Source organism: Brooklawnia cerclae, assembly GCF_011758645.1.
GTDB classification, from domain to species: Bacteria; Actinomycetota; Actinomycetes; order Propionibacteriales; family Propionibacteriaceae; genus Brooklawnia; species Brooklawnia cerclae.
Genome location: NZ_JAAMOZ010000001.1, coordinates 712,359 through 736,822 on the forward strand (window position 1 = coordinate 712,359; position 24,464 = coordinate 736,822).

The following is a 24,464-nucleotide window of genomic DNA, read 5'->3' on the forward strand; positions in this document are numbered from 1 at the left end:
GAAAAATCATGACACAGCCCTCCAAGCGAGTAGTGCAGCGCCGAAGCGATGGCGACTGGGAGGTACGGAAGCCAGGAGCTGATCGTGCCAGCGCCATCACATCAACACAGGCCGAGGGCATCCAACGCGCCCGTACCATCCTCGGAAACGATGGGGGCGGCGAGTTGCAGGTCCGTTCACTCAAGGGGACGATCCGCGCGCAAGACACGGTTGCGCCAGGGAATGACCCAAGGGCTTCCAAGGGGTGACCTCGGCGCACACGTTGGTAATGGCGTTCCTTGCATAGGCGAAGGCGAAAGAGGCTCGACATGGGATACCGGACCGAAGAGGTTTGGGCGAAGCAGCATGTTGCGGGCAAGAACGCAGTGCGCCAGCTGCTGGTTCCGGCTTACGACAATGTTGAGGTACTTGAGACCGAGTTGGGCCACCAGGTGGTGAGCACGCCATTCGGCCAGTGGCCCGTGACCCGCACCGCTGAACTCCCAACGGAGGGACCGCTTGCAGCGAGGCTTCCGGCCCGACGATCAAAGAACTCCCGGATCACATGGGTAGGTGATCGAGAGGCAGTGCAAGCAAGCGACGTCGTCCGATCCTTCGAAGGTGCCATTGGATTCACCGCGCATGACCAGCCACATAGTCTGAGGCGTCCGCAGATTGCGGCGCTCCACTCAATCGTTGGCTATCAGTCTTCTGGCCTATCCGAGCCCGGGATCGTCGTCATGCCAACCGGCACTGGCAAGACTGAGACCATGCTGGCGTGGCTGGTCGCCCAGCGGCCAGAACGTGTGCTTGTGGTCGTTCCTTCCACGGCGCTTCGCGATCAGATCGCTACCAAATTTGAGACCCTGGGAATTCTTCAACTCGAAGGCATCGTCGACCGCTCTGCGCTACGCCCAAGGGTCGGGCGGCTGGAGGGACGGTTTGCCAGCGAAGCCGAAGCAAGAGCGTTCGTCGAGATGGCGAACGTCGTTGTGGCGACGCCAAGCGCGATCCACGCCAACGATCCGGAAGTGCGTGAAGCCTTCTTCCAAGGCTTCACGCATCTACTCGTTGACGAAGCGCATCACGCTCCTGCTCGTACATGGACAGAGATCATTCGAGAATTCGCGAACAGGCCGACGCTTCTGTTCACCGCAACGCCGTTCCGTCGTGACGGGCTGACTCTGCCCGGTCGCGTTATCTTCCGCTTCCCGCTACGCGAAGCTCAGAAGGAGGGGTATTTCAGCACCATCGACTTCAGTGCGGTGCTTGATCTGGACGATGACGACGAGGCATTGGCGATGGCCGCGATCTCTCGGCTTCGAGAAGACTTGGCCGCTGGTCACGAGCATCTGCTCTTGGCGCGGGTGGGATCGAAGGCTCGGGCAGATGAGGTTCATGCACTCTACTCGCACATTGCCCCCGAACTTTCGCCGAAGGTCATCTACGACTCGATGTCGGCCCGCCGAAGAGCAGAGGCGCTGAACGCGATGCGAGACCGGACCAGCCGGGTAATCGTTTGCGTTGACATGCTCGGAGAAGGGTTCGATCTACCAACTTTGAAGGTAGGGGCATTCCACGACACACACCGATCGCTGAGCCCAATGGTGCAACTCATTGGCCGTCTTGCCAGAACTTCGTCTCCACTGCCGATTGGTAGAGCGAGCGTGTTCGTACGCCAAGACCCGAGCCAGGCGCTCTCGCCCATGCGGTTCCTTCTCCGCGAAGATCCGGACTGGGACAAGGTTATCAGCGATGTCACGGAACGGGCCACTGAGCGTGCGAACGAGGTCAGCGAGTTCGAGGCTTCGTTTGTTGACAACCCTCCGGATGTGCCCGTCGGGCTACTGGAACCGAAGATGAGTGCCAAGGCCTTCGCGACCTCTACGATCGACTGGAATCCGCTGGCGGCGCGCGACGTTTATGGGGCCACCGTCTTGGACAATCTCATCAGCGTCAACGCCGACAACTCCATTGCCTGGTTCGTAATCGAATCCATCGGGGACGTGCGATGGGGAGACATCCCGTCACTTCGTGCCACTGACTACACGCTCGTTACCATGTACCTCGATCGTGGCCGAGGCATGCTCTATGTGCACTGTTCTGACACGAAGCACAGTCTGGACAAGCTGGTCGAGGCAGTTCTCGGCCACGAGCCAAGACCAGTCAACGGGTACGAAACTTTCAAGGTCTTCTCGAAGCTTGACAGGTTGATACCCACCAACATCGGCCTTCTCGACGCCCGCGACCGCGACAAGCGATTCTCCATGCACGTCGGCAGCGACGTAGAGACAGCTCTCACGGAGGCTGAGCGCACGCACAAGTCCAACACTCATGTCGCAGCGAAGGCCTTTGAGGAAGGCGAGCGTGTCACCATCGCTGCGTCGCTCTCAGGACGGTTCTGGTCCATGCGGACAGCGCCGAACCTCGCAGAGTGGCGCACCTGGTGTCAGCAGCAAGGTGCGAAGCTGAGCGACGGCAGCATCGATGTTCACTCGCTCTTCCGATCCATGATCATCCCGATTGACGTGAGGGAACGACCAGCATTTCCAGTCCTCGCGATGGAGTGGCCCTGGGAGCTGTACCTGGGGAACGGCACGTCGTCCAACCTCAGCTACCAAGACTCAAGCGTCCTTCTGACCGATGCTGAATTCAGGATCGACGACTTCGGCACCAGTGGTCCACTCGGCTTCTCGATCGTGGCTCCCAGCTGGGAACTCGCCTATGAGGGACACTTTGGGCAGCAGGGCTTGCGCTACCGTCCGAAGGGCGACGACGCCGAAGTCGTCGGCTCGCGAGATGAAAGGACTCTCTTCTCGACCTGGCTCAACAACCACAAGCCGACCATCTTCCTGTCGGGAGATCGGATGGTGACCGGAGACGATCGGCTCCTGGCGCCGAGGACCGAGTTGGCTCCATATCCACGCGACCAGCTCCGAGCACTCGACTGGGTGGGCGAAGGCGTTGACATCACAGTGGAGTCGCAAGGAACAGAGCGCAAAACGAACTCCATTCAGGCATGCATGGCCCGATACCTATCGCAACACCAGACCTTCGACATTCTCATCGATGACGACCGCGCTGGCGAAGCCGCCGACCTCGTAGGTATCCGCGTGGACAAGGGCGATCTTTACGTCACGCTCGCGCACTGCAAATACTCATCAAAGCCCACCCCTGGATCACGTCTCAGTGACCTGTATGAAGTATGTGGGCAAGCAATGCGAGGAGCACGATGGCGCGACAACGGGGCGCTTCCGCTATTGGAGCACCTTGACCGCCGCGCGAAGGCCTATACGAGAAGGACCGGTCTCAGTCCCTTCGAGATCGGCGACCGAGAAACCCTATTCCGAATCCGGCAGCAAGCTCCCCAACTCTTCCCTCGGATCTCGACCGTCATTGCCCAACCAGGACTCAGCATCAAGGCATCCACGAACGAACAGCTCAGGCTGATCGCAGGTGCGGCATCCTACGTGCAGAGCGTCACGAAAGGCACTTTCGATGTCTACGCGTCTGCATAGTCGGCCAGTGACGGAGTATCTCCTGAGCGACGCTCACGCGAACGAGCCTTCACCAACAGGACGACGCTGACAGGGCCGACCCAGAGCATCTTGAATGCGCTCCACAGACACACGAAGACGACGAGGTAGAGCCAGTCGGGGCCACCCGCGTCGATGAACGCGGTGAGCCAGTAGCCCGCCGCGGCGTAAGGGATGGCCAGCAGCATGGCCAGGGCTCCCCACTTCAGTCCCCGGCGCGTGCGGACACGGTCGAGAATGATGTTGCTGGGCATGAATCGGCGCATGAAGGCGCGGGTGTGGATGCTGGCGATCCAGAGTACACGGAACATGATGTTCTCCTCTTACGCACGTGCTTCGGCGGTGACGGTGCGTGGTGAGGGGCTCGGAAGCCTGCCGCAAGCGGCCCAAAGTGAAGGAGAAATCCGTCTTCCTCAACTCTACGCCCGGAGCCTCCCCAGCGATAGAGCTTGGGCGTTCAGAGACTCCTGCCCATCGACGGGGCGGCCCGGCGGGTCTCGTCTACGTCCTGGGCGTTCTTCGTGAGCGTGCGTGCGAGATCGAGCGCTGCCCGGGCGCGCGCTGCGTCGACCTTCTGGGCGACGGAATCAACCTGGGTGTCGAGTGCCGTGTCTGCGGTGACTTGGTATCGGTCCCGGTAGGCGGCAACAACTCGGGCGGAACGTCGCCAGGTAGACAGCTTCCGCACCTCGGCGGGTTGCGGCCCCAGCTCTGCGGTCCACGGCGCTGCCTCATTGAGTGCGCGGTCGAGGACGGCGTCGGCTCGTGCTTCGATGAGGTCGCGGCGTTCGTTGAGCGACTGGCGCATGTCGTCGTTCATGGTGCCGGTGGCTTCCGGGACGAGACCGACAATCAGCCGTGGAGTCTTGCGAGTGCGTCCTGATCCGGCTGGGCGTGCGGTGGCCATGGCGACGCGGTGGTGGAGGACAGCTGCGACGTCGTCAGCATCGTCGAGCCGTCGCGCACGCACCAGCTTCGGCAGAAGAACGTCGACGTTGTAGTGGTTGGCTTCCGCTCGGCGCAGTTCTGCGGTGAGTGGCCCGAAGGCGTCGGAGGCGAGTGCCTCGGCGGCCTGGGCATCCGTGAGGCCGGAGTGTTGGATGAGGGTGGCCCAGCGGTCATGTTGCGCGGCCGCGGCGATGGTCTCGTACTCGGCAGCCAGCTGAGCAATCGAGCCCCAGGTTTCTTGCTCGGCGACGGTCGTCTCGTGAGCCGAGAGTTCTGCGCCTGCGTGTTGCAGGACTCCGTAGAGGACGCTTCGGCCGGTGGCGGCCTGGTTGTCGCCGGGGTGTGGAACGTCGTGGGCGGTGTCGGGCTGGTCGACGGCGACGTAGGCGGCATTCGCGTCCCGTCCGCGGGTCATGGCTACGTACAGGTTCTCGCGAGTCATAGCCGAATCGACGAGGACGTGGGCGGTGTCGGTGGTGATGCCTTGCGCCCGGTATGAGGTGACCGCGTACCCGAGTTCCACATGCTCGGCGACGTAGTCGGCCGGAACAATAGCGGTCGCACCCCACTTTGCTCCGGCGCGTTGGAGGGCGATGGAGCCATCGTCACGCACGTCCATCACGTTCCAGCGGTCGCCGTTGCGCACCCATCCCCGCCCGGCACGCAGGCGCCGATCATTGCGTCGGGTGATGACGACATCTCCAGTGGCGGCGCGAGTGCCATCATGGAGGTCAACTTCGTGAGGTCCCCGGACGACGCCGTCAAGGATCAAGTCGGTGCGGGCTCGGGTGTTCAAGGCGGTGACGGACTCGTTGGAGTCCGAAACCAAAACGGTGGCTTTGCCTGCCAGCAGATCTGCGCGCCAAGCGGTGTAGGCGGAGTCGATCATCTCCTCGGTCTCCCCATCGTGGATGCGGCCGTGAGCGTCGTAGGTGTCGATGATGTCGGTGCGTCCGTGCCGCAGGTCCAGAGAGGCGGTCTTCTCCCACGCATGGGTGAAACGGTGGACGTCGACAAGTTCGGGGGCATCTCCTCGGTCGTGGACCAGCAGTCCGAAGCCGCCGCCCGCATCAACGGACTGGAGCTGGGCGTAGTCACCGACCAGCAGCACCTTCGCGCCTGCCTCGGCTGCGAGGCCGGTGATTCGCTCAAGGGAGAGCGTGCCTGCCAGTGACGCTTCGTCCACGATGACGAGTTGACCGGGTTCGAAGGTGGCGCCGGTGGTCTGGTGGGTCTGCCACCATTTCGCCGTGTTCTCCGTCGCGATCCCCAGGTCCTCCGCCAGAACCTGGGCGGCACCCGCGGACGGCGCCAGCCCGACCACCGAACCTGTGCCGTGTTCGCTTTCCCATGCTCGGCGCAGGGCGTTCATCGCGGTGGTCTTTCCAGCGCCTGCGGGGCCGACCAGCACGTCCAGGACGCGGCCGGAAACCGCGATCTGCGCGAGGGCCTCCGCCTGGTCCTCACCCAGCACGCGGCCGTCAGAGTCCGGACTCCGTGCGACGCGTTCCATTGTCCCCAGGCTGACCGTCGGCCCGGTCGTGTCGTGGCTGCGCTCAAGGAGCCGGTCCTCAGCGACAAGGAGCTGGTGGGAGGAGTAGATGGTGGAGTTCTTGGGCCGGAAGACCGAGGTGGCGTCTGGGCGGCGAAACGCTGCCGGACTGGAGGCCAGCTCGAACGGTGTCAATCGCAGCGAGACCGTCTCGGCGGCATCCACAACCAGGCCGACCAAGGCTTCGCGGTCCTGGGTGGTGGCGAATCGGTAGTCCATGGTCTGGCGGGCGGCTTCGGCGGTGAGGTTCCAGCGTCGCCACGTTGAGCGTTTCTCGCCGACCGCAGCGACGACGTTCTCACCGAGGTTGCGGACAATGTCGAGGGGAATGTCGTCGGCCCGTAGCAACAGCGGCTGCTCGTAGACTGCAACCCGGCGTGCCCACCCGGTTGCATCCTCACCCAGCACGGTGGCGGCTCGGTTGCGCCAGCTTGCGGTGAGGTCGGCCAGGGAGTGCACCGTCTTCTCGGGGCGTGTGGAGAGCGTTGCTTGGGCGCGCAGCTTCATGATCGTCGTCGCCGACGGGCGCCGCCCGCGCTCGGCCACGTACTTGTCGATCAGCCGATCGGTTGCCTCGTCGATGTGGCGTGCACGAGTGGAGAACTCCGCCACCAGCTCTTCGGAAACCCCAACAATCGCCCATGCTGGGTTGCGGTCCCGGCTGCGGGCCCGTGCCTCCCACTCCACGCCGAGCATTCGCGTCAGGTGGTCGGCAAAGACGGCCTCGTGCAGCTCCGAAAGTGCCACAGCGGCCGCGTGCATCGGCCGTCCGTCCAGGGATCTCCACTTCCCGTCCAGGACGGTCTGGACCTTGTTACTGATCACCACATGCGTGTGAAGGTGCGGATCACCAGCGCGCGAGTCATAGTGGTCGTAGGCGGTGGCAATGACACCGCGAACATCGACCTGGGCAACAGCACCGTCGCCAGCGTTTGCACCGGTGCGAGTGGCTGCAACCTCGCGCTCCATGTAGGCGATCATGTCCGCAACCGCGTCGTGATGTGCGTGGGCGATCAGGGATTGCGTGCCAGCATCCGCAACCGCCCAGAGCACGCTGGCGGATTTGGGGATCGAGAACGTGAAGTCGAATCCTGCAACCGCCCGTCGCGTCCCGCGTTCGGCTTCCTCGGCCTCGATTGTAGCCATTGCGCGGGCACGTGCTGCCGGATCAAGGTGCGAGTCAAGGGTTGCGGTCCGCTCTTCGATGCGTTGCGCGATGGTCTTGTAGACCGGATAGGCGCGGCCCAGGGGTGCACCCGTCACGGGGTCGCGGCCCATCCCTACCAGTAGCTGGAGCTGAGCTTCGCTGACCTCGTCGCTAGAGGCAATCTGCCCAGTCCCGAGAGCTGGGAGCCCGCTGCCCATCCACCGGCCGGGAGGAGTGCCCTCGGCGTTGTAGTAGCGGGTCAGTGGCGTGGACAGTGACCGGTCCCCGTCCCCAGCGGCGACGGTCCGCAGGAGGTACTTGTAGCCGTCCCCGGCCGACATCACCCGCATCGACACCGTCACGCCTGTTCACCTCCCTCCATCAGGAAGGAGGTGAGCTACCGGAACCACCGGGCCTCGATCTGCAAGAGGCGTGGAAGCTCTACGAACGGACTAGGTCAGAGGAAAATATCTACGCTGGGATGCCGCGGTGCATAACGAACTCCGAGTCGATCGGCGGAGTGCGAGAGTACCTTGGAAGGGACCCGAATGTGTTTCAATATCAAGAGTGATAGAACTATCCAGTTCGCGTCTCTCACGCCTCGTAACAATTGCGAATCATCCCAGATTTCATTTTGAGCCGCGTGGGCGATGGTGTTGCGCACACGAATGAGCGCCTTCGTCCATTCCGAGGTTGATATCCGGGCCTGTTGCCAGACATCAACAGGAACCGATTCCACTAGCTGTTCTACCTTGGATCTGAATGTGGTCCTCGACAATTCACTCTTCAGTATGCCACGCATGTCTTTTTGTGCGGCGTTTAGATCCTTCAGCGAGTTAAGCGCATCGAGGAAAGGCTGCCGTTCGTCAGCATCCAGTCGCGGAGGCGCGTCTTGTTTCAACTTCGTTGCGAGGGATTCAATAGCTGCAGAACTCAGGATTACGTCGGCGTCAACATAGCCTGGCTGATATCGAAGACCGCTGATTATCTGTAGAATCGGCTTCCAGTCCGTATACGAGTTCCACCATTCATCGATCGTTTCTTGTAGCCAATCGCCAGAAAATCGCAATGATTGTTCGACCGAGGGTCGCTCCTTGCGGCGGAAAGGAGAATACTTGTCGCGGCCAAATATCTGAACACGAACGTCGGAAGCGTCAGTAGCGATCATTGAGAGCTGACCACAAGGGAGGTCCGTTGCGAGTACTAGCAATGCTTGGAATACCGCGAGTTGCGACTCGAACTCTTCAAGAGGTACGGCGGTCGATGAGGTCAATTCGATAGTATTGCCATCCGTAGGAAAAACTGCCGACATCTCAGACGCACCCTCTACGGCCGGAAAAGTAATCCGCTGCGACAAACTGCGGGCAGGTCCATCTTCCGGCCGGTACGCGCATACTGCAGATAGGTGTTCGAATACGGCTTGAACCTTCACATATGAACCGTCAGGAGTTTCGGAGCCAACTCTGAGCTCATCGATGCGCAGACCTAGATCGCCTTCTATAGCTGCCACCTCACCTCGAATGAACGTTGGAGTATTCTCCAAACGCGTCGTAAGACTCCGCGTGCCCGACTTTCCGCTGGTATATGAAAAGCTGCCAGGAGACTTCAGATACCATCTACCGGCACGCTCTACGATATCGGCTGAGCCGTCGCGTGCTCCCTCACACGCGGATCGAAATTCGATCGATTTAGATGGCCAACTGTAGCTCTCTGAGAAGAACGTCAACTTCTTGCCTTTACGCGGTAACTAGCCGCATCAGCTCGGTGTAGTCGGTGACGACGTCGTAGGTGACGTCGCCGTCATTCTTCTTGTTGAGGGAGGCGAAGAACTTGCGGGCGCACTCGATCTTCGCGTCCTCGACGCCCTTCAGCTGGAGAGTTGAGAGTGAGCCCTTGGTCTCCGCGACGAAGTAGACGTGCTTGACGCTGCCTTCCTTGAACGCGATCGCCCAGTCCGGGTTGTAGTCCCCGACCGGAGTCGGGATGAAGAACCCGCGCGGGAGCTTCGCGTACACGGCGACCTCGGTGCTGGTGTCAAGGTCGTTGACGAAAGCACGCTCGATCTTCGAGTCGGTCACAACGTAGTCGTAGATGTGCTTCGTGAGCTTGGTACCGGCGTGGGTGAGGTCTTGCTTGGTCTGGTTCTCCGTGAAGATAGCAGAGTCGAAGGTCTCGTCCAGAGCGTCGTATGCGAGGTGCTCCACGATGACGGTCGCCTTCTGCTCGTTGATCAACCGCGCAGCTTCGGTGATGAACTGTTCCGGGTTCAGCCTGAACTTCCCGAACGTATCCGGCCGGATGCCCTTGAGGATCGCTGCGACCGTACGGCGGGTCAGCTTCGTCTTCTCGGCGATCTCACCCAACAGGTCGTACTTCACGTGCGACCCAGCCGTCACCGCCTCGGTCACGGTCTCCGTGGTAGACGCCGCGAACCCCGAGCCCTTCGACAGATCGTCCGCCTCTAGCTCATCACGCTGCTTGCCCGACTGGATGACGTACTGCATGGACGCAACGTTGAGGTGCTTGTCCATGTGGTCAACAGCCTTGCGGATCAGCTCGTCTGAGTCGAACTCGACCTGATAGACCGCCTTATGGTTGATCCGGCCCCACAGGCTCTGGAACTCCTTGCGCGCGAAGTTGGCCTCGTTGAGGGGAACCTTCTTCGGCTTACGGTCATCGGTGGGCTTCGGTACGTCGATGTACAGCGAGTCGACCAGCGGCCAGATGAAGTCCACCACCGGCAACAAGACCTCAGATGTCGGGACAGCAAGCGTCCCTTCAGCCTTGGCCTCCTTGTAGGTGGGCGTGATGTGGCCGTCATCGTCGATGTAGTCGTTGCGTGCCAGGTAGTTGTAGAGGGACCGGGCCAGTTGCTCCTCCACGATCGACTCGCCCGCGGTGGTCTGGATGGTCTTGCCCTTGAAGAAGTTGACGCTCGCCTTGCGCGGACGGGCAGCCAAGGACTCCGAGATCTCCTTCTGGAGCCCGTCAACGAAGTCTGTGTAGGACTCGTCGGTGACGACGGTCAGCTCGTTGATGTCGTGGACCCGAGCACCAACCGTTGCTTCATCCATGCGCTCGCCCCGCTGGTCAACAGCCAGGCGGAGGCCACGGCCGATCTCCTGACGTCGGGAGACGGTGTTGTCGCTCTTCTTCAGCATGCCCATGACGAATACGTTGGGGTTGTCCCAACCCTCGCGCAGCGCGGAGTGGGAGAAGATGAACCGCACGGGCTCGTCAAAGGAGAGCAGCCGTTCCTTGTCCTTGAGGATCAGGTCGTAGGCGTCGATGTCGGTGGACTGGCCCTTGTCATCACCCCGGCCGGAGACCTTGCCGTCGACCTGGTGCTTGGACTTCTTGTCGATGGAGAAGTAGCCCTGATGGATCTCTCGGATCTCGTCGCGGCGCAGGTAGGCCTGGTAGGCGGCAGTCGCCTGGTCGAGGGCCAGCTCGCTGAGCACCTCGTCGCGGATCAGCGTGTACTCCTCCTCGAACATCCGCGCGTACTCACCGAGCGTGTCTTCTCGGGAGTAGTCACGGTACTTCGCCACCTCGTCGATGAAGAACAAGGACAGCACTTTGATGCCCTGGCTGAAGAGTTCCCGTTCCTTGTCCAGGTGGGCGCGGATGACCTCCCGGATCTGGATGCGTCGCTTGGTGTCCTCCGTGACGTCGCGATCGGCGAGCTGACCGGCGAACACGATGTCCCCATTGCTCAGCTCGATCACATCACGGTTCGCATCGATGTCGACAACGACGAGGGACTTGCCGTCGGGACGATAGGCCTCCAGCCCATTGGAAAGATCGTGGAGATTCGTCCCCTTCTCCACCCGCTTGACCTGACGTTTGATACCAGTCTTGGTCTGGACCTCGATCTCGACGCGAGCGCGCGGTAGTGCACCCTTCGCGATCTCTACTGCCTCCAGGTAGAGGTAGGCAGTAGACCCTGCTAGACCTTTCACGGTAATGCCACGAACGGCAATCTGCTTGACCAGCTTCTGGTTGTAAGCATCCAGTGCATCGAGCCGGTGTACTTTGGTATGCTCCACCTTGTGGGTTGCGGAGTACCGCAGCATCATCAGCCCGTTGAAGTTCGCCAATGCCTTGAGAGACTTCTCCGCGCCGATCTTCTGTGGCTCATCGATGATCACGATCGGCCGGTTCGCCGCGATCACATCGATCGGCTTTCGTGACTGGAAGTCGTCCAGCACGTCGTAGATTCGCCGGTTGTCTTTGCCCGTCGCATTGAAGGCCTGGATGTTAATGATCATCACCTGGACGCCAGCATCCGAGCTGAACCGCTCCAACTCGTGTAGTTGAGACGAGTTGTAGACGAAAGATCGCGGCTTGGTCCCGTACATCTGCTGGAAGTGTTCAGCGGTGACGTCGAAGGACTTCTTCACACCCTCGCGGATCGCGATCGACGGCACGACGATGATGTACTTCGACCAGCCGTACCGCTTGTGAAGCTCCATGATCGTCTTGATGTAGACGTACGTCTTGCCGGTACCAGTCTCCATCTCAACATCCAGGTTTGGAGCGTGGGGCGCAGCTTTGCTGTCCTTCAGCGTGGAGGAGAACGGCAAGTTCCGAGTCTGTTGGACCTTGTGGACGTTCGCCAACAGCTGGGTGTCGCTTAGGAGGATCTCGCTGTTACGTAGACCAGAGTCTGGACGTTCATCTGCTTCAAAGAGCGCCGGATTCGTGACCGGCGTCACCTTTCCAGGATCGATCCGGTACGCGACCCCTTCACGCTTGGGCTGGCCTTCGAAGACATCAACCACCGAATCCACGGCTTCTGTCTGATACTGCTGGACCTTGAACTGAAGCTTCATCCTGATCAGATCGCCTTCACTTCAGTCGAAGGGGAAACTTCACGGAAAATCTGCTCAGCGTTGATCCGAGCGGCGTCAGACTCGAACCCATCGTCACGGAAAACTGCGCGAAGAGGTTGCCGCCGCGCCATCTCGCGGATCGCCTCTGAAGTCAAATTGCGATCAAAACAGGCAAGGAGCATACCGTCCTCGACATTGAACAAAGTGTAGGTGGGGAAATCCTCTTGGACAATCGACATGGTGGGCTCTAGTCCCCAGTCCAACATCACCTGGAACAGCAGATCCAGTCCGCTCCGGTCATCCCTAATACTTGACACTAAGGTGTCAATGCTCAGCTGCTCCAAAGTGTCAGCAGATTGCAACACTGCATTTCGGTTCGAGTTATCCACCCTCAACACGCGGAATCCCGTATCCAAAGCCAATGATTTCTTGGTGGCTTCGCTTGACGCTCTTGAGCCAGCGCGACGGATCCGTTCCTTCGAGATTTCTGCCACAGTGTGAGGGGCTCCGATTGAGTTCGTGAACTCAATACCAGTTCGGGCGACGGATTCTGCCGGGCCTGAGACGCTATTCAATTGGACATCGAGATCCTCGGGAATCTGCATTGCTATAAATGAGCGTGGCACGCCGTCGGCGACTGACTGATCAAAGAGACCATGTACTGTAGATGCAGATCCGGAGAATAGGTCAATGACAATATCGCCTGGAGAGGAAGCGGTTGCTTGTATGAGTTGGCGCATTAGACGCACTGGCTTCGGGTAAGAAAACGTCCCTGCCATCTCTAGGGACTCAAGATCAGCGGTACCCTCTTCCGAAAGAACCTTAATTATCGAGTACAGTTTTGACTTTGCCTCATTGAGCGGTGTGCGCTTAGCGACGATGTGCCCTCCCTTCCAGGGCATAAGGAATAGCGTCCCAGCCTCCAGCTGAGAGTCAATCTCGTCCTTCTTAGCCTGGCCTTTATAGGTAACAATCTCTTCGTATAGACAACGACGTTCCGTGCCTGTCTCGTACTTGCCGAAGGTCTTTCTTAGGACGTCATCATCGATGAGGTATTGCACACCGTCGATGATTTCGGTTCGTCCCTGCACAACTTTGTCTCGACGGAGCGGCTCGACAGAATCGATATTCCGAGCGATTGTAAGAATGTAGTCATGACCGCGAACAAGGTTCTTAGCATTTCCTCCACCTTTGGCTCGTTGATGGATCAGAGTTCCAATGAAGTTGCCTCTTCCGAACAACTCGTCAAGCAGCAGCCGGAGACCCGCAACTTCTCCATCGTCGATGCTGACCATTAGGACACCTTTGTCGCTGAGCAGCGAGCGTGCTAGCTTGAGTCGCGGATACATCATATCGAGCCAGTCGGAATGAAATCGCCCGTTAGACTCCGGGTTTGCATTGAGCAGTTCGCCGTTCTCCCTGGCTTGTCCTGAACGCAGTAGATACGACTCTGCATCCTCCGCAAAGTCATCGTCGTAGATAAAATCGTTGCCAGTGTTGTATGGAGGGTCGATGTAGATGAGTTTGACCTTGCCGAGGTATGACTCCTGGAGTAGCTTGAGCGCCTCCAAGTTGTCCCCCTCGATGAAGAGGTTCTTGGTCGTGTCGAAATCGACAGATTCCTCGCGGATCGGACGGAGCGACTTGGCGATCGGCGCGTTCGCTGCGAACGCTGCTGCGCGCTTGCCCGGCCAGTCGAGTCGGTACCGCTCTTGCGGTCCGTCGACGATGTGATCGGAGAGTTCCTGGCGGAGGAGGTCGAAGTCGACGGCCCGCTGCGGATTTCCGTCGGCATCGAGAGTCTCGGTGATGACGGTTGGGAACAGTTCGGCGAGCTTGTCGATGTTCGCCTCGGTCAGGTCGGGCGATGTCATGCGCAGTTTTTCCATGGGTCTTACCTTTGCTGTTCCAGCTGTGCTTGTTTGGTCTTGAGGGTGCGGCGCAGTTCAACCTTGCGGTTGAACTGCTTCTCGGTGCGGAGCTTGCGCTCCAGTGTTTTGATCTCGCGTTCGAGCTTGCCGACGGTCTTCAGTCTGTCAGCGACCTCCGACATTCCTTCGCCTGGACGAACCTCGACATCGGCGAGCGGTTCTAGAAGGGCTGCGTAGAGGGCAGGCAAGGTAATGGCGGTCGGTAGCGGTTGGCGCTCGGTGTCAGCGGGCTGCCAGCCGGTGCTGAAGTACTGGCTGATCTTCGGGGCACCCGCACCGAGTTGCTTGTGGGCTGCGACCATGCGAGTCGCGCGTACGCCGGCGTCGTCGCGGTTGACCTCGAAGATGATCGGGCGCGGGATGGACTTGTCGATGGCGCCGAGCACCTGCTCGGAGACGTCGGTCCCTTTGGTATCGACCTGGAAGATAGCGATGTCGGGGACCTCAGCAGTACTCTCCAGGTTGATGCTCGCTTGAGCCAAGTCATAGGCCCAGATCACGCGATCGACCTCGGAGATAAACTTCTCCCGCAAGGCACTGTTCACGCTGGCGTGCTCGTAGAACTTCTCCTTGGGCACCCGTCGCCCGAAGTGGGCGGCGCTCGGCCACTGGTACAGCAGGTCAGTCACCGGCACTCGCCTCCTCCGTGGAGTCGACGACGGCGATGAAGGCGGTGAGTTCGAAGTCATCGAGTCCGGCGATGGTCTGAGTGAGGGCGGTGGTGGGGCCGGGGGTGAACAGGCTGTCGATGTCGCGTTCCTCGGTGACGTTGATCATCGAGTGGATCGCATCCGTCAGCAGCTGCGAGTACGCGCTCATGTCGGCGCCGTCGCGGGTCGCCTCGTTGAACGCGCGAACCGCACTGGGGACGGGCTGGTCATAGGGGCGGCAGCCGCTGCGCAGGAGGTCGAGCAGGTGCTTGGCCTCGGTATGGTCGGCGATCACCTGGCCGTCCTCGTTGAGGTAGACGAGGTAGTGCGGGTGGAGACGGTTTCCACGGTTCATGTGCTCGTCGGCGTTGACGTTGCGCAACGCGAAGATCACGCCGGGCACCAGCCCCTTGGCGGGGTCGGCGGGGACGACGGCATGCAGGCCCTTCGGGACGGTGGCGAGGTCGCCGTACTGCTTGATGTAGCCGAGCAGGTCCATGCGGAAGTCGTTGAGTCCGAGGTCGGTGATGGAGACCCCGGTGCGGACGTCTTCCAACTCAATGACTTCATCTTGGAGCTTGCGGAGCTGTTCCTTGCGGAATGCAGCGTCCGGGTCTTCCTGCGTGAGGACGTTGTCGTCGGCGGTGCCCGCGATGTCGGCGATCACCATCCGGTTCTCGACGCGTTCCTTGAGGTTAATGTACTCGTCCAGTGAGATGTCGGGCCAGAAGTTCACCAACTGGATGACCTGGTTGGTGGACCCGATGCGGTCGATACGTCCGAACCGTTGGATGATGCGTACCGGGTTCCAGTGGATGTCGTAGTTGATCAGGTAGTCGCAGTCCTGGAGGTTCTGGCCCTCGCTGATGACGTCGGTGCCGATCAACACGTCCAGCTCGCGGGTCTCTCCGGGCATGGTCAGCTCGCGCTGCTTGGAGCGCGGGGAGAACAGGGACATGATCTGCTGGAAGTCGTACCCCTTCCCCAGGGTGGTGTGGGCACGGTTGCCGCCGGTGATGACCGCCGTCTCCAACCCCGCGGTGGCAAGTGCTGGTGCGAGGTTCTTGTAGAGATAGTCGGTGGTGTCAGCGAAGGCGGAGAACACCAGGACCTTACGGTTGCCGGGGTTGATTGGATGCTGCTCTTTGGAGCGGATGATGTCTTTGAGCTTGCGGAGCTTCAAATCGTGGTCGGGGGTGACCTTGTTCATCTCGTCGAGGAGTTCACGCAGAGTCTCGCGATCGTTCCACAGGTCCCGTTGCCAGGACTCGATGTCGAGGTCGTCCAGGTCGATGCGGATCTTCTCTCCGAAGGAGAGGGCCTCAATGTTGGCGTCGTCCTCGTCGTCGATGTCGAAGTCTTGCCCCGCCATGTCCGGGACAAGATCGGCGAGGTTTCCAGCGTGGTTGCTGATCCGGGACAGCGTGTGCGTGACAGAGCCTTGGACCTTGCCCAGCGTCAGGCGGAACGCCTCAACCGAACTCTCCAGACGCTTGAGGAGGTTGACGGTCATGAGCTGCTTGAGTCCCTGCTCGCGGCCCGCCTGCCCCAGATTCGACCGGGCGCTGCCTGTGGTGACGTCGTAGAGGTCCTCGTACTTGCTGCGACGGGACGGGAACACGTAGGCCAGCGGGGTGTAGACGGCCAAGGTGAGGGCCTGGAGCTGTTCGAAGATGTCGTTGAAGCCCGGAACGTCCGGGAGGTCGGTGAGCGGTTCACGCACGGAGATGGGCGTGAGGCGTTCGGGGAAGGCGCCGATCTCGGTCGTGTCGTAGAAGGCCTGGATGTGCTTGCGCGACCGGGCGATGGTCACCGAGTCCAGAAGTTCGAAGAAGTCGAAGTCCAGCATCTTCAAGATCCGGTCCGTGGTGCGCTGCTCGGCGTCGAGCTTGGACCATTCGTTGAAGACCCGCTGGGCGTCGGAGAAGACCTTCTCCACGCTGGTGGAGATGTTCAGGTGCTTGGCGAGATTCTCCGACTCGCCCTCGTAGGCGAGCTGGAGCTGGTTTTTCAGGTCGTTGAACCGGTTGTTCACCGGGGTGGCCGACAGCATGAGAACCTTGGTCTTCACGCCCTCCTTAATGACCTGGCGCATGAGGCGCTGGTAGCGCGACTCCTTCTCCTCCGCGTAGTCGGCATTGCGGAAGTTGTGAGACTCGTCAATCACCACCAGGTCGTAGTTGCCCCAGTTGATGCGGGCCAGATCCAGGCCAAGGGACTCGCCCTTTGTTCGCGATAGGTCGGTGTGGGCGAGGACGTCGTAGGCAAAGCGGTCCTCGCGGAAGAGGTTGGTGGTGTAGTTGGAGTTGTAGTTCGTCCAGTTCTCTGCCAGCTTCTTGGGGCACAGGACCAGCACGGACTTGTTGCGTAGCTCGTAGTACTTGATGACGGCCAGCGCGGTGAAGGTCTTACCGAGACCGACGGAGTCGGCGAGGATACAGCCGTTGTAGGTTTCCAGTTTGTTGATGATGCCGGTGGCGGCGTCATGCTGGAAGTTGTACAGGCTCTTCCAGACCTTGGTCTCTTGGTAGCCGGTGCGGTCGTTGGGGAGGACGTCGTCGTTGATGTCGTCGAGGAAGTCAGCGAACAGGTTGTAGAGGATGAGGAAGTAGATGCGCTCTGGGGAGTTCTCCGCGTACACCGTGGCGATGTGGTCGCAGACCGCCTGTGTGACGTCGTCGAGCTGCTCAGGGTTGTTCCAGATCTGGTCGAACAAGGCAAGGAACGATTGGGTTTCAGCCGCGCCCTCGAATTTGGTCACGACGTTGGAGACGGCCGGGCCCTTCTCATAACCCAGGTCAGTGGTCGTGAATCCTTGGATCGGAAAGTAGGCGGCACGGTCATCTACCGCTGCCAACGGCTGCATGGGGCTGCCCGTGGCGTTGGAACGGAAGGTGACCTTGCTGCGCACCCAGTCCGCGCACTCCCGCGCGATGGCCTTCTGGGTGAGCTTGTTGCGCAGCCGGATCTCGAACTCTGACCCAGCGATCGCCGACTCGGCATGCCCGGCAGGGATGAAGAACTGACGGCGCTCTTTGCGGATCTTGTCGGTCACATCCTCGGCTACGAACGATGGGGACGTGAAGATGAACTCCAGCTCGTCGACCCGCTCCAGTTCCTTCTTCAGTGCCTCGAAAGCGAAGATGGAGAACGTGGAGGCAGCGATCCTGACCTTCGACCCGCTGGCCAGAACCGTCTTCAGGTCATCGCCCAGACGGTCGTTGACGTTGTCGATGATGCGCACGCGAATCAGCCACCCGCCTTGGTGGAGTCCGAGTCGGCGGCGCCGTCGTTGCGGACCCAGTCATCGACCTCGGTGGCTTGGAACTTCCAGAGGCGGCCTATCTTGTGGGCGGGCATGCCCTTGTCGGCGATCCACGCGTAGACGGTGTCTTTGGTGACGCCGAGGTGGGCCGCGATGTCGTCTGCTGACAGCCACGGCTCGGTCACGTTGGTCCTCCCTCGACGGTGCGGGCCCCACCAGCTGGGACACCGTGCTGATTCTACCGAATCAGACCCCGTTTGTGCGGAGATGTCCCACCCAAGCGGGGTGCACGCCACAGGCCCATGAGCGAAAATGAGGTATGGAGCGAATCTTCCCTGACGGTGTGGAGGCCGTCCGTGAGCGGGCTCCCGGGCCAATCCATGTCGAGACAGCGACGTTTGACCAGGTCGTGGACCCAGTCGCGTACACGTGCTTGAAGTTCATGCTGTTCCGGGAGGGTGCCTGTATGGTGCACGCCGCCCAGGGCAAGGTGAGCGCTCGTCCGGGATCGCTGGTGATCGTCTGTGCGGGGACGCTGTGTGGCGGCATCCCTGAGCCCAGTGTGAGGGTCACGACGGCCTACGTGAGCTTGGACTATCTGCTGGATCAGCTGACGTGGCGGCTCAACGGCCTGCTGCTGGACCGCCATGAGGCCGAGGCGATCGCGGCGAAGGCGTTCCGCGACAACATGTGGGCGACCAGCCTCGGCTCTGACGTCGCAGCTGAGATGGGCAGGCTGCTTGACCGGGTCGAACAGGTCCAGAGCGAGGGCGGCGGCTTCTATGACATCGAGGCCACGTTCGCTTCCCTCCTGAGCTTGCTGGTCCCGCTCCTGCCCTACGAGAACATCTCGAAAGGCCCAGTGCGGTCCTTGGCCGACGAGGGCGAGGGCGGGCGGTTCCCGCCGCTGCGGCGGGAGATCGTCTCCGTCGGTCAGGCCGTGCAGAGCGAGCTTTCTCGCAGATGGACGCTCACGGATCTGGCAGGGATCGCTCACCTGTCGGCGCGTCAGCTGGGCCGGGCGTTTCGCGAGTCCTACGGCTTGCCGCCGATGTCGTATGTGGCGATGTTGCGGGCCAAGGAGATGGCCCGCCTGCTGCGCGATGAACCGGACTGTTCGGTGGAAGCGGTCGGGCGTATGGTCGGTTGGAGAGGCCGCTCACACGCTCGAGAGAAGTTCACGGCTCTGCTGGGGATCGGCCCGGATGAGTACCGGAGGCGGGCTCGTGGTCTGGATCTGGCCACGCCTGGACCGGATACGGCCGAAACCGCCGCTGAGGGCTCGTAATCCGCCCGTCTGCTTGCTTTTCTGGTAGTGCGTCAGGTGTCACGCCGGGTCCCTGACGGCCAACCCCGCCAGCGACCCCGAGCGCTGCACCACTCCTACCCTTTTTGACCGTCGTCTTCTCGTTGGACTCCTCGGCGCACCTCATTGCCACAGCCCCACCCCGGGGCACAGGCCGTGAGGCGGGAGGAGCGCGAGATGGCGACACGACGAGAGGACCAGCAGGCGGCCCGTGAGGCGCGCCTGGATGAGCTGCACGGCAAGCTCACCGCTGCCGTGGACCAGCTCGTTTCTGGTGAGGACTGGAAGCGTGCGTTGGCGTTTGCGGCGAACTTCCGCTCGCGCAGTTTCAACAACACGCTGCTGATCTGGGCCCAGCACGCCGCGGCCTATGAGCGCGGCCTGGTGCCCGAGTCGACGCCGTCGTATGTGGCGGGGTACAAGCAGTGGCAGGGGCTGGGGCGTCAGGTGCAGAAGGGTCAGCCCGGGTATCAGATCATCGCTCCAGTGACCGGCAGGTTCGCTTCGGCCACCCCACAGGATGCCGACTCGTGGCGCAGGTTGGGCAAGTTCGAGAAGCCCCGGCCCGGTGAGGCGGTGCGCTCGAAGATGGTCGGGGTGCGCCCGGCCTACGTGTGGGACGCCTCCCAGACTGCGGGCGACGACATTCCTGAGCCCCCACGTCCCAAGCTGCTGGAAGGCGAAGCACCCACCGGATTGTGGGAGGGGCTGGCCTCGCAGGTGAAAGCCGCCGGATTCGACCTCGTCGATGTTGTCGCGGCGTCGGAGATCTATGGGGCGAATGGGGTCACCGACTACGCCGCGCACACGGTCACGGTGCGCGGCGACATGGATGCCGCGGCCCGGGTGAAGACTCTGGCGCACGAGTTGGGGCACGTCCTCATGCACGGCCCCGAGAATCAGGATGCGCGCCAGCATCGGGGGATCAGCGAGGTAGAGGCCGAATCGGTCGCCCTCATGATCTGCGCCGCGCACGGCATAGACACCTCCGGCTACACGATCCCGTACGTCTCCGGCTGGGCGGGCCAAGTGGAGGGAAGCGAGCCTGCCGAGGTCGTCAAGTCGACGGGAGAACGCGTCCGCACTGTCGCGCTGAAGATCCTCGACCAACTCGACACCACGCAGGTCGGCAACGGCACGCCACCTGGACTGGAACGTGACACCCCAGCACGAGAGACCACGCGGCAGGCGGTGGCCGCCGACCGAGCAACACCGGTAGGGCGCGAGCCCGTGCTCGCTGAGGCCAGGAGTCTGTGATGCCTCACCTCTCCGCATTCACACAGACGCTGATACGCATGCCGCCCGGAGCGTCGACGGGCGAGGCCGCAGTGGCGCTGGCATCTGATGGAGTTCCCGTGTTTCCAGTCACGGTAGGTGGGAAGCAGCCACTAACCCGGCACGGCTTCCACGACGCCACCACGGACCTCGATCAGATCCGCCGGTGGTGGTCGGCGACCCCTGGGGCGAATATTGGGATGCCGACCGGTGCCGCCTCGGGTCTCGTTGTCGTCGACGTGGATGTCCACGGGCCCGTCAACGGGTACGTCGCCCTGGACCGCGCCGATCGCGCAGGACTCCTGGCCGGGTGGGAAGCCCTCATCCAGACGCCCACCGACGGGCTCCACGCCTACTACCCAGCCACCTCAGGCAACGAGCAACGATCGTGGCAAGCCGCACGGGCTGGGATCGATTTTCGTGGCGACGGCGGATACATCATCGTCCCGCCCTCCAGCCGCATCATCGACGGCCAGCGGTGCGTCTATCGGTTGAAGCAGGTGACCCGCGACCAGCCTCAGCCTCTGGAAGCGGGGCGGCTCCGCCGCTTCCTCGATCCGCCACCGCCGCGGACACGTGGCCCGCAGTCGCAGGCGCAGGCGATGGATCACGGGGTGAATGTTGAACGTCTCGCCGCCTGGGTGGGGCGCCTTCAAGAGGGCGAACGCAACCACGGATTGTTCTGGGCCGCCTGCACCATGGCCGAACACCACGTCCCGCCGGGGCAAACACTCGACGTCCTCACTACTGCCGGTGGCCAGGCGGGGCTCTCCGTGCGTGAAGTGACCGTGACGGTGCGTTCGGCCTACCGCACCGTCACCGCCGCACCCATCAGCAGCTCTGTGGACAGCTCACCGGCGCCAGCGGCCTCATTGGACCGCTCACCACCGCTGCCTCCTCCTGTCCGGAGCCTGTCATGAACGCCCAGGATGGGACCCGCTGGGCCGTCATGACGGCCGTGGCGGGGACGGTGTCTATCGCGGTGGGGGCCTTCTGGTTGTCCTTCACCTCGCTGGCCGACCTGGCGCGGCGCTCGGGGATTGGGGCGAGCCAGGCGTGGGCGTGGCCGCTGATCGTGGACGGCATCATCGTCGTCGCGACCGTCGCCGTCGTTGCCCTGGCCGGAACCCGCACCTCCTGGTATCCGTGGGCGCTGCTGATCGGAGGAGCCAGCGTCTCGGTGACAGCGAACGCGATCCATGCCGTCATCGCCGCCGATAGCGATGTGCCGGGCATCCTCGCGGGCGCTGTCGCCGCGGTCCCGCCCGTGGTGCTCCTGGCGATCACCCACCTGACTGTCATCCTCACCCGACCGCCCGAAGCTCAAGCCGATGCGAATCCCTCCGACGTCCCGGTGCACCTGGGGCCCGACGCCGATGACGAAGCTCCGACCTCACCCGTGCTGATCGCGGCCGGGACAGGCACCGAATCTGCATACGACGACGACCTCAACCTGGCGCCGTCAGTGGATCGCCGCGTCCGGGCTGCGGACCTTCACGAGGCGGGCTGGTCGAACAAGCAGATCGCCCGCGAGCTGGGCGTCCATCCCTCCACGGTCGGCCGCTGGCTCACCACCCTCACCGAACAGGCAGACGACGAGTCTGCCGATGGCTCGGACACCTACGACAAACCAGAAGGCCTGAGTGATCAGGCACCCAATAAAGAGGAGAACTCATGAGTACTGATGAGCAGACCCCAGACCCTGTGGCCGGTGACATCGCTGGCGCCAGCGGAACCCCAGACGCCATCGAAGCCACCAGCATCCGGCGCCACGACCCAGCCATCGACCCGGCCTCCAGTCCGCACCAGCGTGTGGGCCGCGGCGTGGACTGGGTGCGCCCTACCGAACTGATGGCCCGCAGCGGCTCACGGGTCGCGGGCGCCGGGATCGACTTCCAAGCAGACATGGCCCGCCGCTCCCGTCACGCCGCAGCCACCAGCGCCCGAGCTGTCGCTGCGAGGGCCCGCAGCCTCCCGCCGGTCTCCGCGTTCGGGCGAGGCCACAGCACCCAGCCGATGACGAGGGATTCGGTCGGCATTCCCTGACCTGAGGAACCACGACCACCAGGCCGCCTCGACCCGCCGCCATCGTGCGGTGTGGGGGCGGGTGCGCACCTGTTGGTCAAGGAGGTAGCAGCAACCATGACCACCACCACGACACCACGATCAGAATCGGGCGAGGACTTCACGACCAGTGAAGGACTCCGCCAGGTCCTTATCCGACTCCACGAGGCAGGACCGACCAGTTGGGAACACGACCGCACCGCCGACGCCCTCGTCGCCTATGCGGCCGAGAAGTACGCGGGGCTGGCTCGAAAGCACGGGCTGGACCCGTGGGAGGCTGCCAGTGCCGCCTTCGAGGCGATGCGCAACGAATCCACCCGCACCGCGCGGGACCCCTGGGCCGTGGTCACTCACGCCGTCCAACTGTCCTGCATGGCCGAGGAACGCGGCCAAGGACTCTTGTGTTCGACGCATCAGGCCCGCCGCAAGAAGTACGAGGCCTTCCACGACCCCGAGCGGATCTCAGATCGGGAGACACCGCTACCGGACTACCACCCGTCCTTCCAGGTCTACGACCACATCGACAACCCCACCATCGACGACCGCGATGAGAGCACGAAAGCGGCGTCCGAGGAGGCGATGTCGGCACTGAACGCGGTCGACGAGTGTGTCGCGTTGTTCATCGGGCTCGGCTGGCCACCCGACGCGGCCCGCACCGCTATCCACTACGTGACCACGGCTCTTTCACGCACCCATTCCAGACTCTCCGCCTACGAGGGACTGCGCCGCGACAAATACGCGCTCGCGTTCCTGGACCTGCCGCAGAACTCCTGGCGAGTCCTGTTGCACGCCCTGTTGGGCTACCCGCATCCCGCGTTACAGGCCACCCCGGCCGGGCGCGGGATTCTCATGCGCCTGGTCATCGGCGAACCCATCCGCTCGATCCTCCACGACGAGGACCTCATCCTCGCCATCGCGCTCGCCGCTCCGGGCAGGGCCGGGTGAACGACCGTGGGCACGAGCAGCGGGCATATCGAACTGGAACGAGCCGTCAGTTCGATCCAGGTCGGGGCGCGTCACCGCCGCGACCTCGGAGACCTTGACGGGCTCGCCGCCTCGGTCCAGACGTATGGTCTGCTCCAGCCGATCACCATCACGCCCGATGGGGTCCTGGTCTGTGGGGCCAGGCGCCTGGCAGCGATCAAGCAACTCGGGTGGGACACCGTGCGCGTGTGGGTGCGCTCAGGAATCTCGGACCCGCTGGCCTACCTGTTGGCCGAGCAGGACGACAACGTGCTGCACAAGCCGCTCACCCAGTTGGAGCAGGCCGGACTCTACCGAGAGATCAACGAGCTGCTGCGTGAGGACGCCGAACGACGCCAAGAAGCGACCCGGTTCTCCCGTGAGCATCAGCCTGGGGATGACGGTCCCGCAAATTTTGCGGGACCGTCAGAGTCTTCTGGGGACCGCCGCAAGCAGGCGGCCGACATGGTCCCCGGCGGTGCCTCCTATGCCACGCTGGACAAGGTCACCTGGCTCCAAGACGTCGCCGTCGATCCCGACCAGCCCGAGGACGTGCGCAGTCAGGCTGCCCAGGAGTTGGCGAGCATTGAGCAGGGCGCTCCCGTGCATCCGGCCTGGCAACGCGTCCGCGACCTCACCACCGCAGCTACAACCTCCCGCTCGGAGAACGCCGCGCATCTGGCCGAAGAAGCACTCGCGAAACTCCAGGCTGAGCAGCGCACCGCAGGCAAGAAGCGTCCGGCCACGACCAAGCCGAAAGCACCTATCGCCTCGGGGCCTGAGGCCTGGCCGCCGCGTACCTTCGTCCGCACGTGGCAAGGATTCGCGCCCGGCTGGTGGGACCACTTCGACGTCCTCATCCTCGTCGACAAGCTCACCACGACCGAGATTGACGAGTTCTTCACCTTCGTCGACGAGGCCACGGCCTTCGCCGAACAGATCCGCGCCGCCCTCACCACGCCCACGCTCACTGGCGTGGAACAGCGCCCCCACTTCAAGGCCATCTGAGCCTC

17 protein-coding genes are annotated in these 24,464 nt (G+C 62.3%); 9 read left to right on the forward strand and 8 right to left on the reverse strand.

What is annotated here, in order from left to right:
• The first annotated feature begins 8 nt into the window (after positions 1-8).
• Entirely contained in the window at positions 9-248 is a 240-nt protein-coding gene (locus tag FB473_RS03515; RefSeq protein WP_080970543.1) for a DUF2188 domain-containing protein, read from the forward strand.
• A gap of 60 nt (positions 249-308) precedes the next feature.
• A complete protein-coding gene (locus FB473_RS03520; RefSeq protein WP_167164874.1) occupies positions 309-3,497 on the forward strand; it encodes a DEAD/DEAH box helicase in 3,189 nt (1,062 codons plus the stop codon).
• Here the strand turns inward: FB473_RS03520 and FB473_RS03525 are convergent.
• The 8 genes from FB473_RS03525 to FB473_RS03560 form a co-directional block, all read right to left on the reverse strand.
• Positions 3,482-3,826, reverse strand: coding sequence for a sulfate permease (locus tag FB473_RS03525; protein WP_167164876.1), 345 nt, complete (start codon positions 3,824-3,826; stop codon positions 3,482-3,484). The genes FB473_RS03520 and FB473_RS03525 overlap by 16 nt on opposite strands.
• Before the next feature lie 146 nt (positions 3,827-3,972).
• On the reverse strand, positions 3,973-7,524 hold the full coding sequence (gene mobF / locus FB473_RS03530) for a MobF family relaxase (RefSeq protein ID WP_341770017.1): 3,552 nt from the start codon (positions 7,522-7,524) through the stop codon (positions 3,973-3,975).
• 95 nt (positions 7,525-7,619) lie between these two features.
• Positions 7,620-8,672, reverse strand: coding sequence for a hypothetical protein (locus FB473_RS03535; protein ID WP_167164878.1), 1,053 nt, complete (start codon positions 8,670-8,672; stop codon positions 7,620-7,622).
• Between the two features lie 226 nt (positions 8,673-8,898).
• Positions 8,899-11,997: a type III restriction-modification system endonuclease gene (locus FB473_RS03540; protein ID WP_167164880.1), complete on the reverse strand. Its 3,099-nt coding sequence runs from the start codon at positions 11,995-11,997 to the stop codon at positions 8,899-8,901.
• A 5-nt stretch (positions 11,998-12,002) separates the two neighbouring features.
• A complete protein-coding gene (locus FB473_RS03545; protein WP_167164882.1) occupies positions 12,003-13,886 on the reverse strand; it encodes a site-specific DNA-methyltransferase in 1,884 nt (627 codons plus the stop codon).
• 5 nt (positions 13,887-13,891) lie between these two features.
• A complete protein-coding gene (locus tag FB473_RS03550; protein WP_167164884.1) occupies positions 13,892-14,557 on the reverse strand; it encodes a DUF4391 domain-containing protein in 666 nt (221 codons plus the stop codon).
• Positions 14,550-17,822, reverse strand: a complete 3,273-nt coding sequence (locus tag FB473_RS03555; RefSeq protein ID WP_167164886.1) for a helicase-related protein — start codon at positions 17,820-17,822, stop codon at positions 14,550-14,552. The genes FB473_RS03550 and FB473_RS03555 overlap by 8 nt, the downstream gene beginning before the upstream one ends.
• Positions 17,823-17,827: 5 nt before the next feature.
• Positions 17,828-18,028 (reverse strand): excisionase family DNA-binding protein, encoded by a 201-nt coding sequence (locus FB473_RS03560; RefSeq protein WP_167164888.1) that lies wholly within the window; start codon positions 18,026-18,028, stop codon positions 17,828-17,830.
• A gap of 404 nt (positions 18,029-18,432) precedes the next feature.
• On the opposite strand from FB473_RS03560, the gene FB473_RS03565 reads away from it, so the two are divergent.
• The 7 genes from FB473_RS03565 (at position 18,433) to FB473_RS03595 (ending at position 24,459) form a co-directional block, all read left to right on the forward strand.
• Positions 18,433-19,131, forward strand: a complete 699-nt coding sequence (locus FB473_RS03565; protein WP_243863453.1) for a helix-turn-helix domain-containing protein — start codon at positions 18,433-18,435, stop codon at positions 19,129-19,131.
• A 195-nt stretch (positions 19,132-19,326) separates the two neighbouring features.
• Positions 19,327-20,406, forward strand: a complete 1,080-nt coding sequence (locus tag FB473_RS03570; protein WP_167164893.1) for an ArdC family protein — start codon at positions 19,327-19,329, stop codon at positions 20,404-20,406.
• 38 nt (positions 20,407-20,444) lie between these two features.
• Complete coding sequence (locus FB473_RS03575) at positions 20,445-21,344, forward strand: bifunctional DNA primase/polymerase (RefSeq protein WP_243863726.1); 900 nt, start codon at positions 20,445-20,447, stop codon at positions 21,342-21,344.
• A complete protein-coding gene (locus FB473_RS03580; RefSeq protein WP_243863454.1) occupies positions 21,341-22,102 on the forward strand; it encodes a DUF2637 domain-containing protein in 762 nt (253 codons plus the stop codon). Before FB473_RS03575 ends, FB473_RS03580 begins: the two co-directional genes overlap by 4 nt.
• On the forward strand, positions 22,099-22,470 hold the full coding sequence (locus FB473_RS03585; RefSeq protein WP_167164897.1) for a hypothetical protein: 372 nt from the start codon (positions 22,099-22,101) through the stop codon (positions 22,468-22,470). Before FB473_RS03580 ends, FB473_RS03585 begins: the two co-directional genes overlap by 4 nt.
• A gap of 96 nt (positions 22,471-22,566) precedes the next feature.
• Positions 22,567-23,433, forward strand: a complete 867-nt coding sequence (locus tag FB473_RS03590; RefSeq protein WP_167164899.1) for a hypothetical protein — start codon at positions 22,567-22,569, stop codon at positions 23,431-23,433.
• A gap of 6 nt (positions 23,434-23,439) precedes the next feature.
• The gene (locus tag FB473_RS03595; RefSeq protein WP_167164901.1) at positions 23,440-24,459 is read left to right on the forward strand and encodes a ParB N-terminal domain-containing protein; all 1,020 of its coding nucleotides are present in this window, start codon (positions 23,440-23,442) and stop codon (positions 24,457-24,459) included.
• Positions 24,460-24,464 lie beyond the last annotated feature (5 nt).

Excerpts from the sequence above, each read along its gene's own strand:
- FB473_RS03515 (WP_080970543.1), top strand. The coding sequence starts at position 9 with ATGACACAGCCCTCCAAGCGAGTAGTGCAGCGCCGAAGCGATGGCGAC.
- FB473_RS03520 (WP_167164874.1), top strand. The coding sequence starts at position 309 with ATGGGATACCGGACCGAAGAGGTTTGGGCGAAGCAGCATGTTGCGGGC.
- FB473_RS03525 (WP_167164876.1), bottom strand. The coding sequence starts at position 3,826 with ATGTTCCGTGTACTCTGGATCGCCAGCATCCACACCCGCGCCTTCATG.
- FB473_RS03540 (WP_167164880.1), bottom strand. The coding sequence starts at position 11,997 with ATGAAGCTTCAGTTCAAGGTCCAGCAGTATCAGACAGAAGCCGTGGAT.
- FB473_RS03545 (WP_167164882.1), bottom strand. The coding sequence starts at position 13,886 with ATGGAAAAACTGCGCATGACATCGCCCGACCTGACCGAGGCGAACATC.
- FB473_RS03570 (WP_167164893.1), top strand. The coding sequence starts at position 19,327 with ATGGCGACACGACGAGAGGACCAGCAGGCGGCCCGTGAGGCGCGCCTG.
- FB473_RS03575 (WP_243863726.1), top strand. The coding sequence starts at position 20,445 with ATGCCGCCCGGAGCGTCGACGGGCGAGGCCGCAGTGGCGCTGGCATCT.
- FB473_RS03580 (WP_243863454.1), top strand. The coding sequence starts at position 21,341 with ATGAACGCCCAGGATGGGACCCGCTGGGCCGTCATGACGGCCGTGGCG.
- FB473_RS03585 (WP_167164897.1), top strand. The coding sequence starts at position 22,099 with ATGAGTACTGATGAGCAGACCCCAGACCCTGTGGCCGGTGACATCGCT.
- FB473_RS03590 (WP_167164899.1), top strand. The coding sequence starts at position 22,567 with ATGACCACCACCACGACACCACGATCAGAATCGGGCGAGGACTTCACG.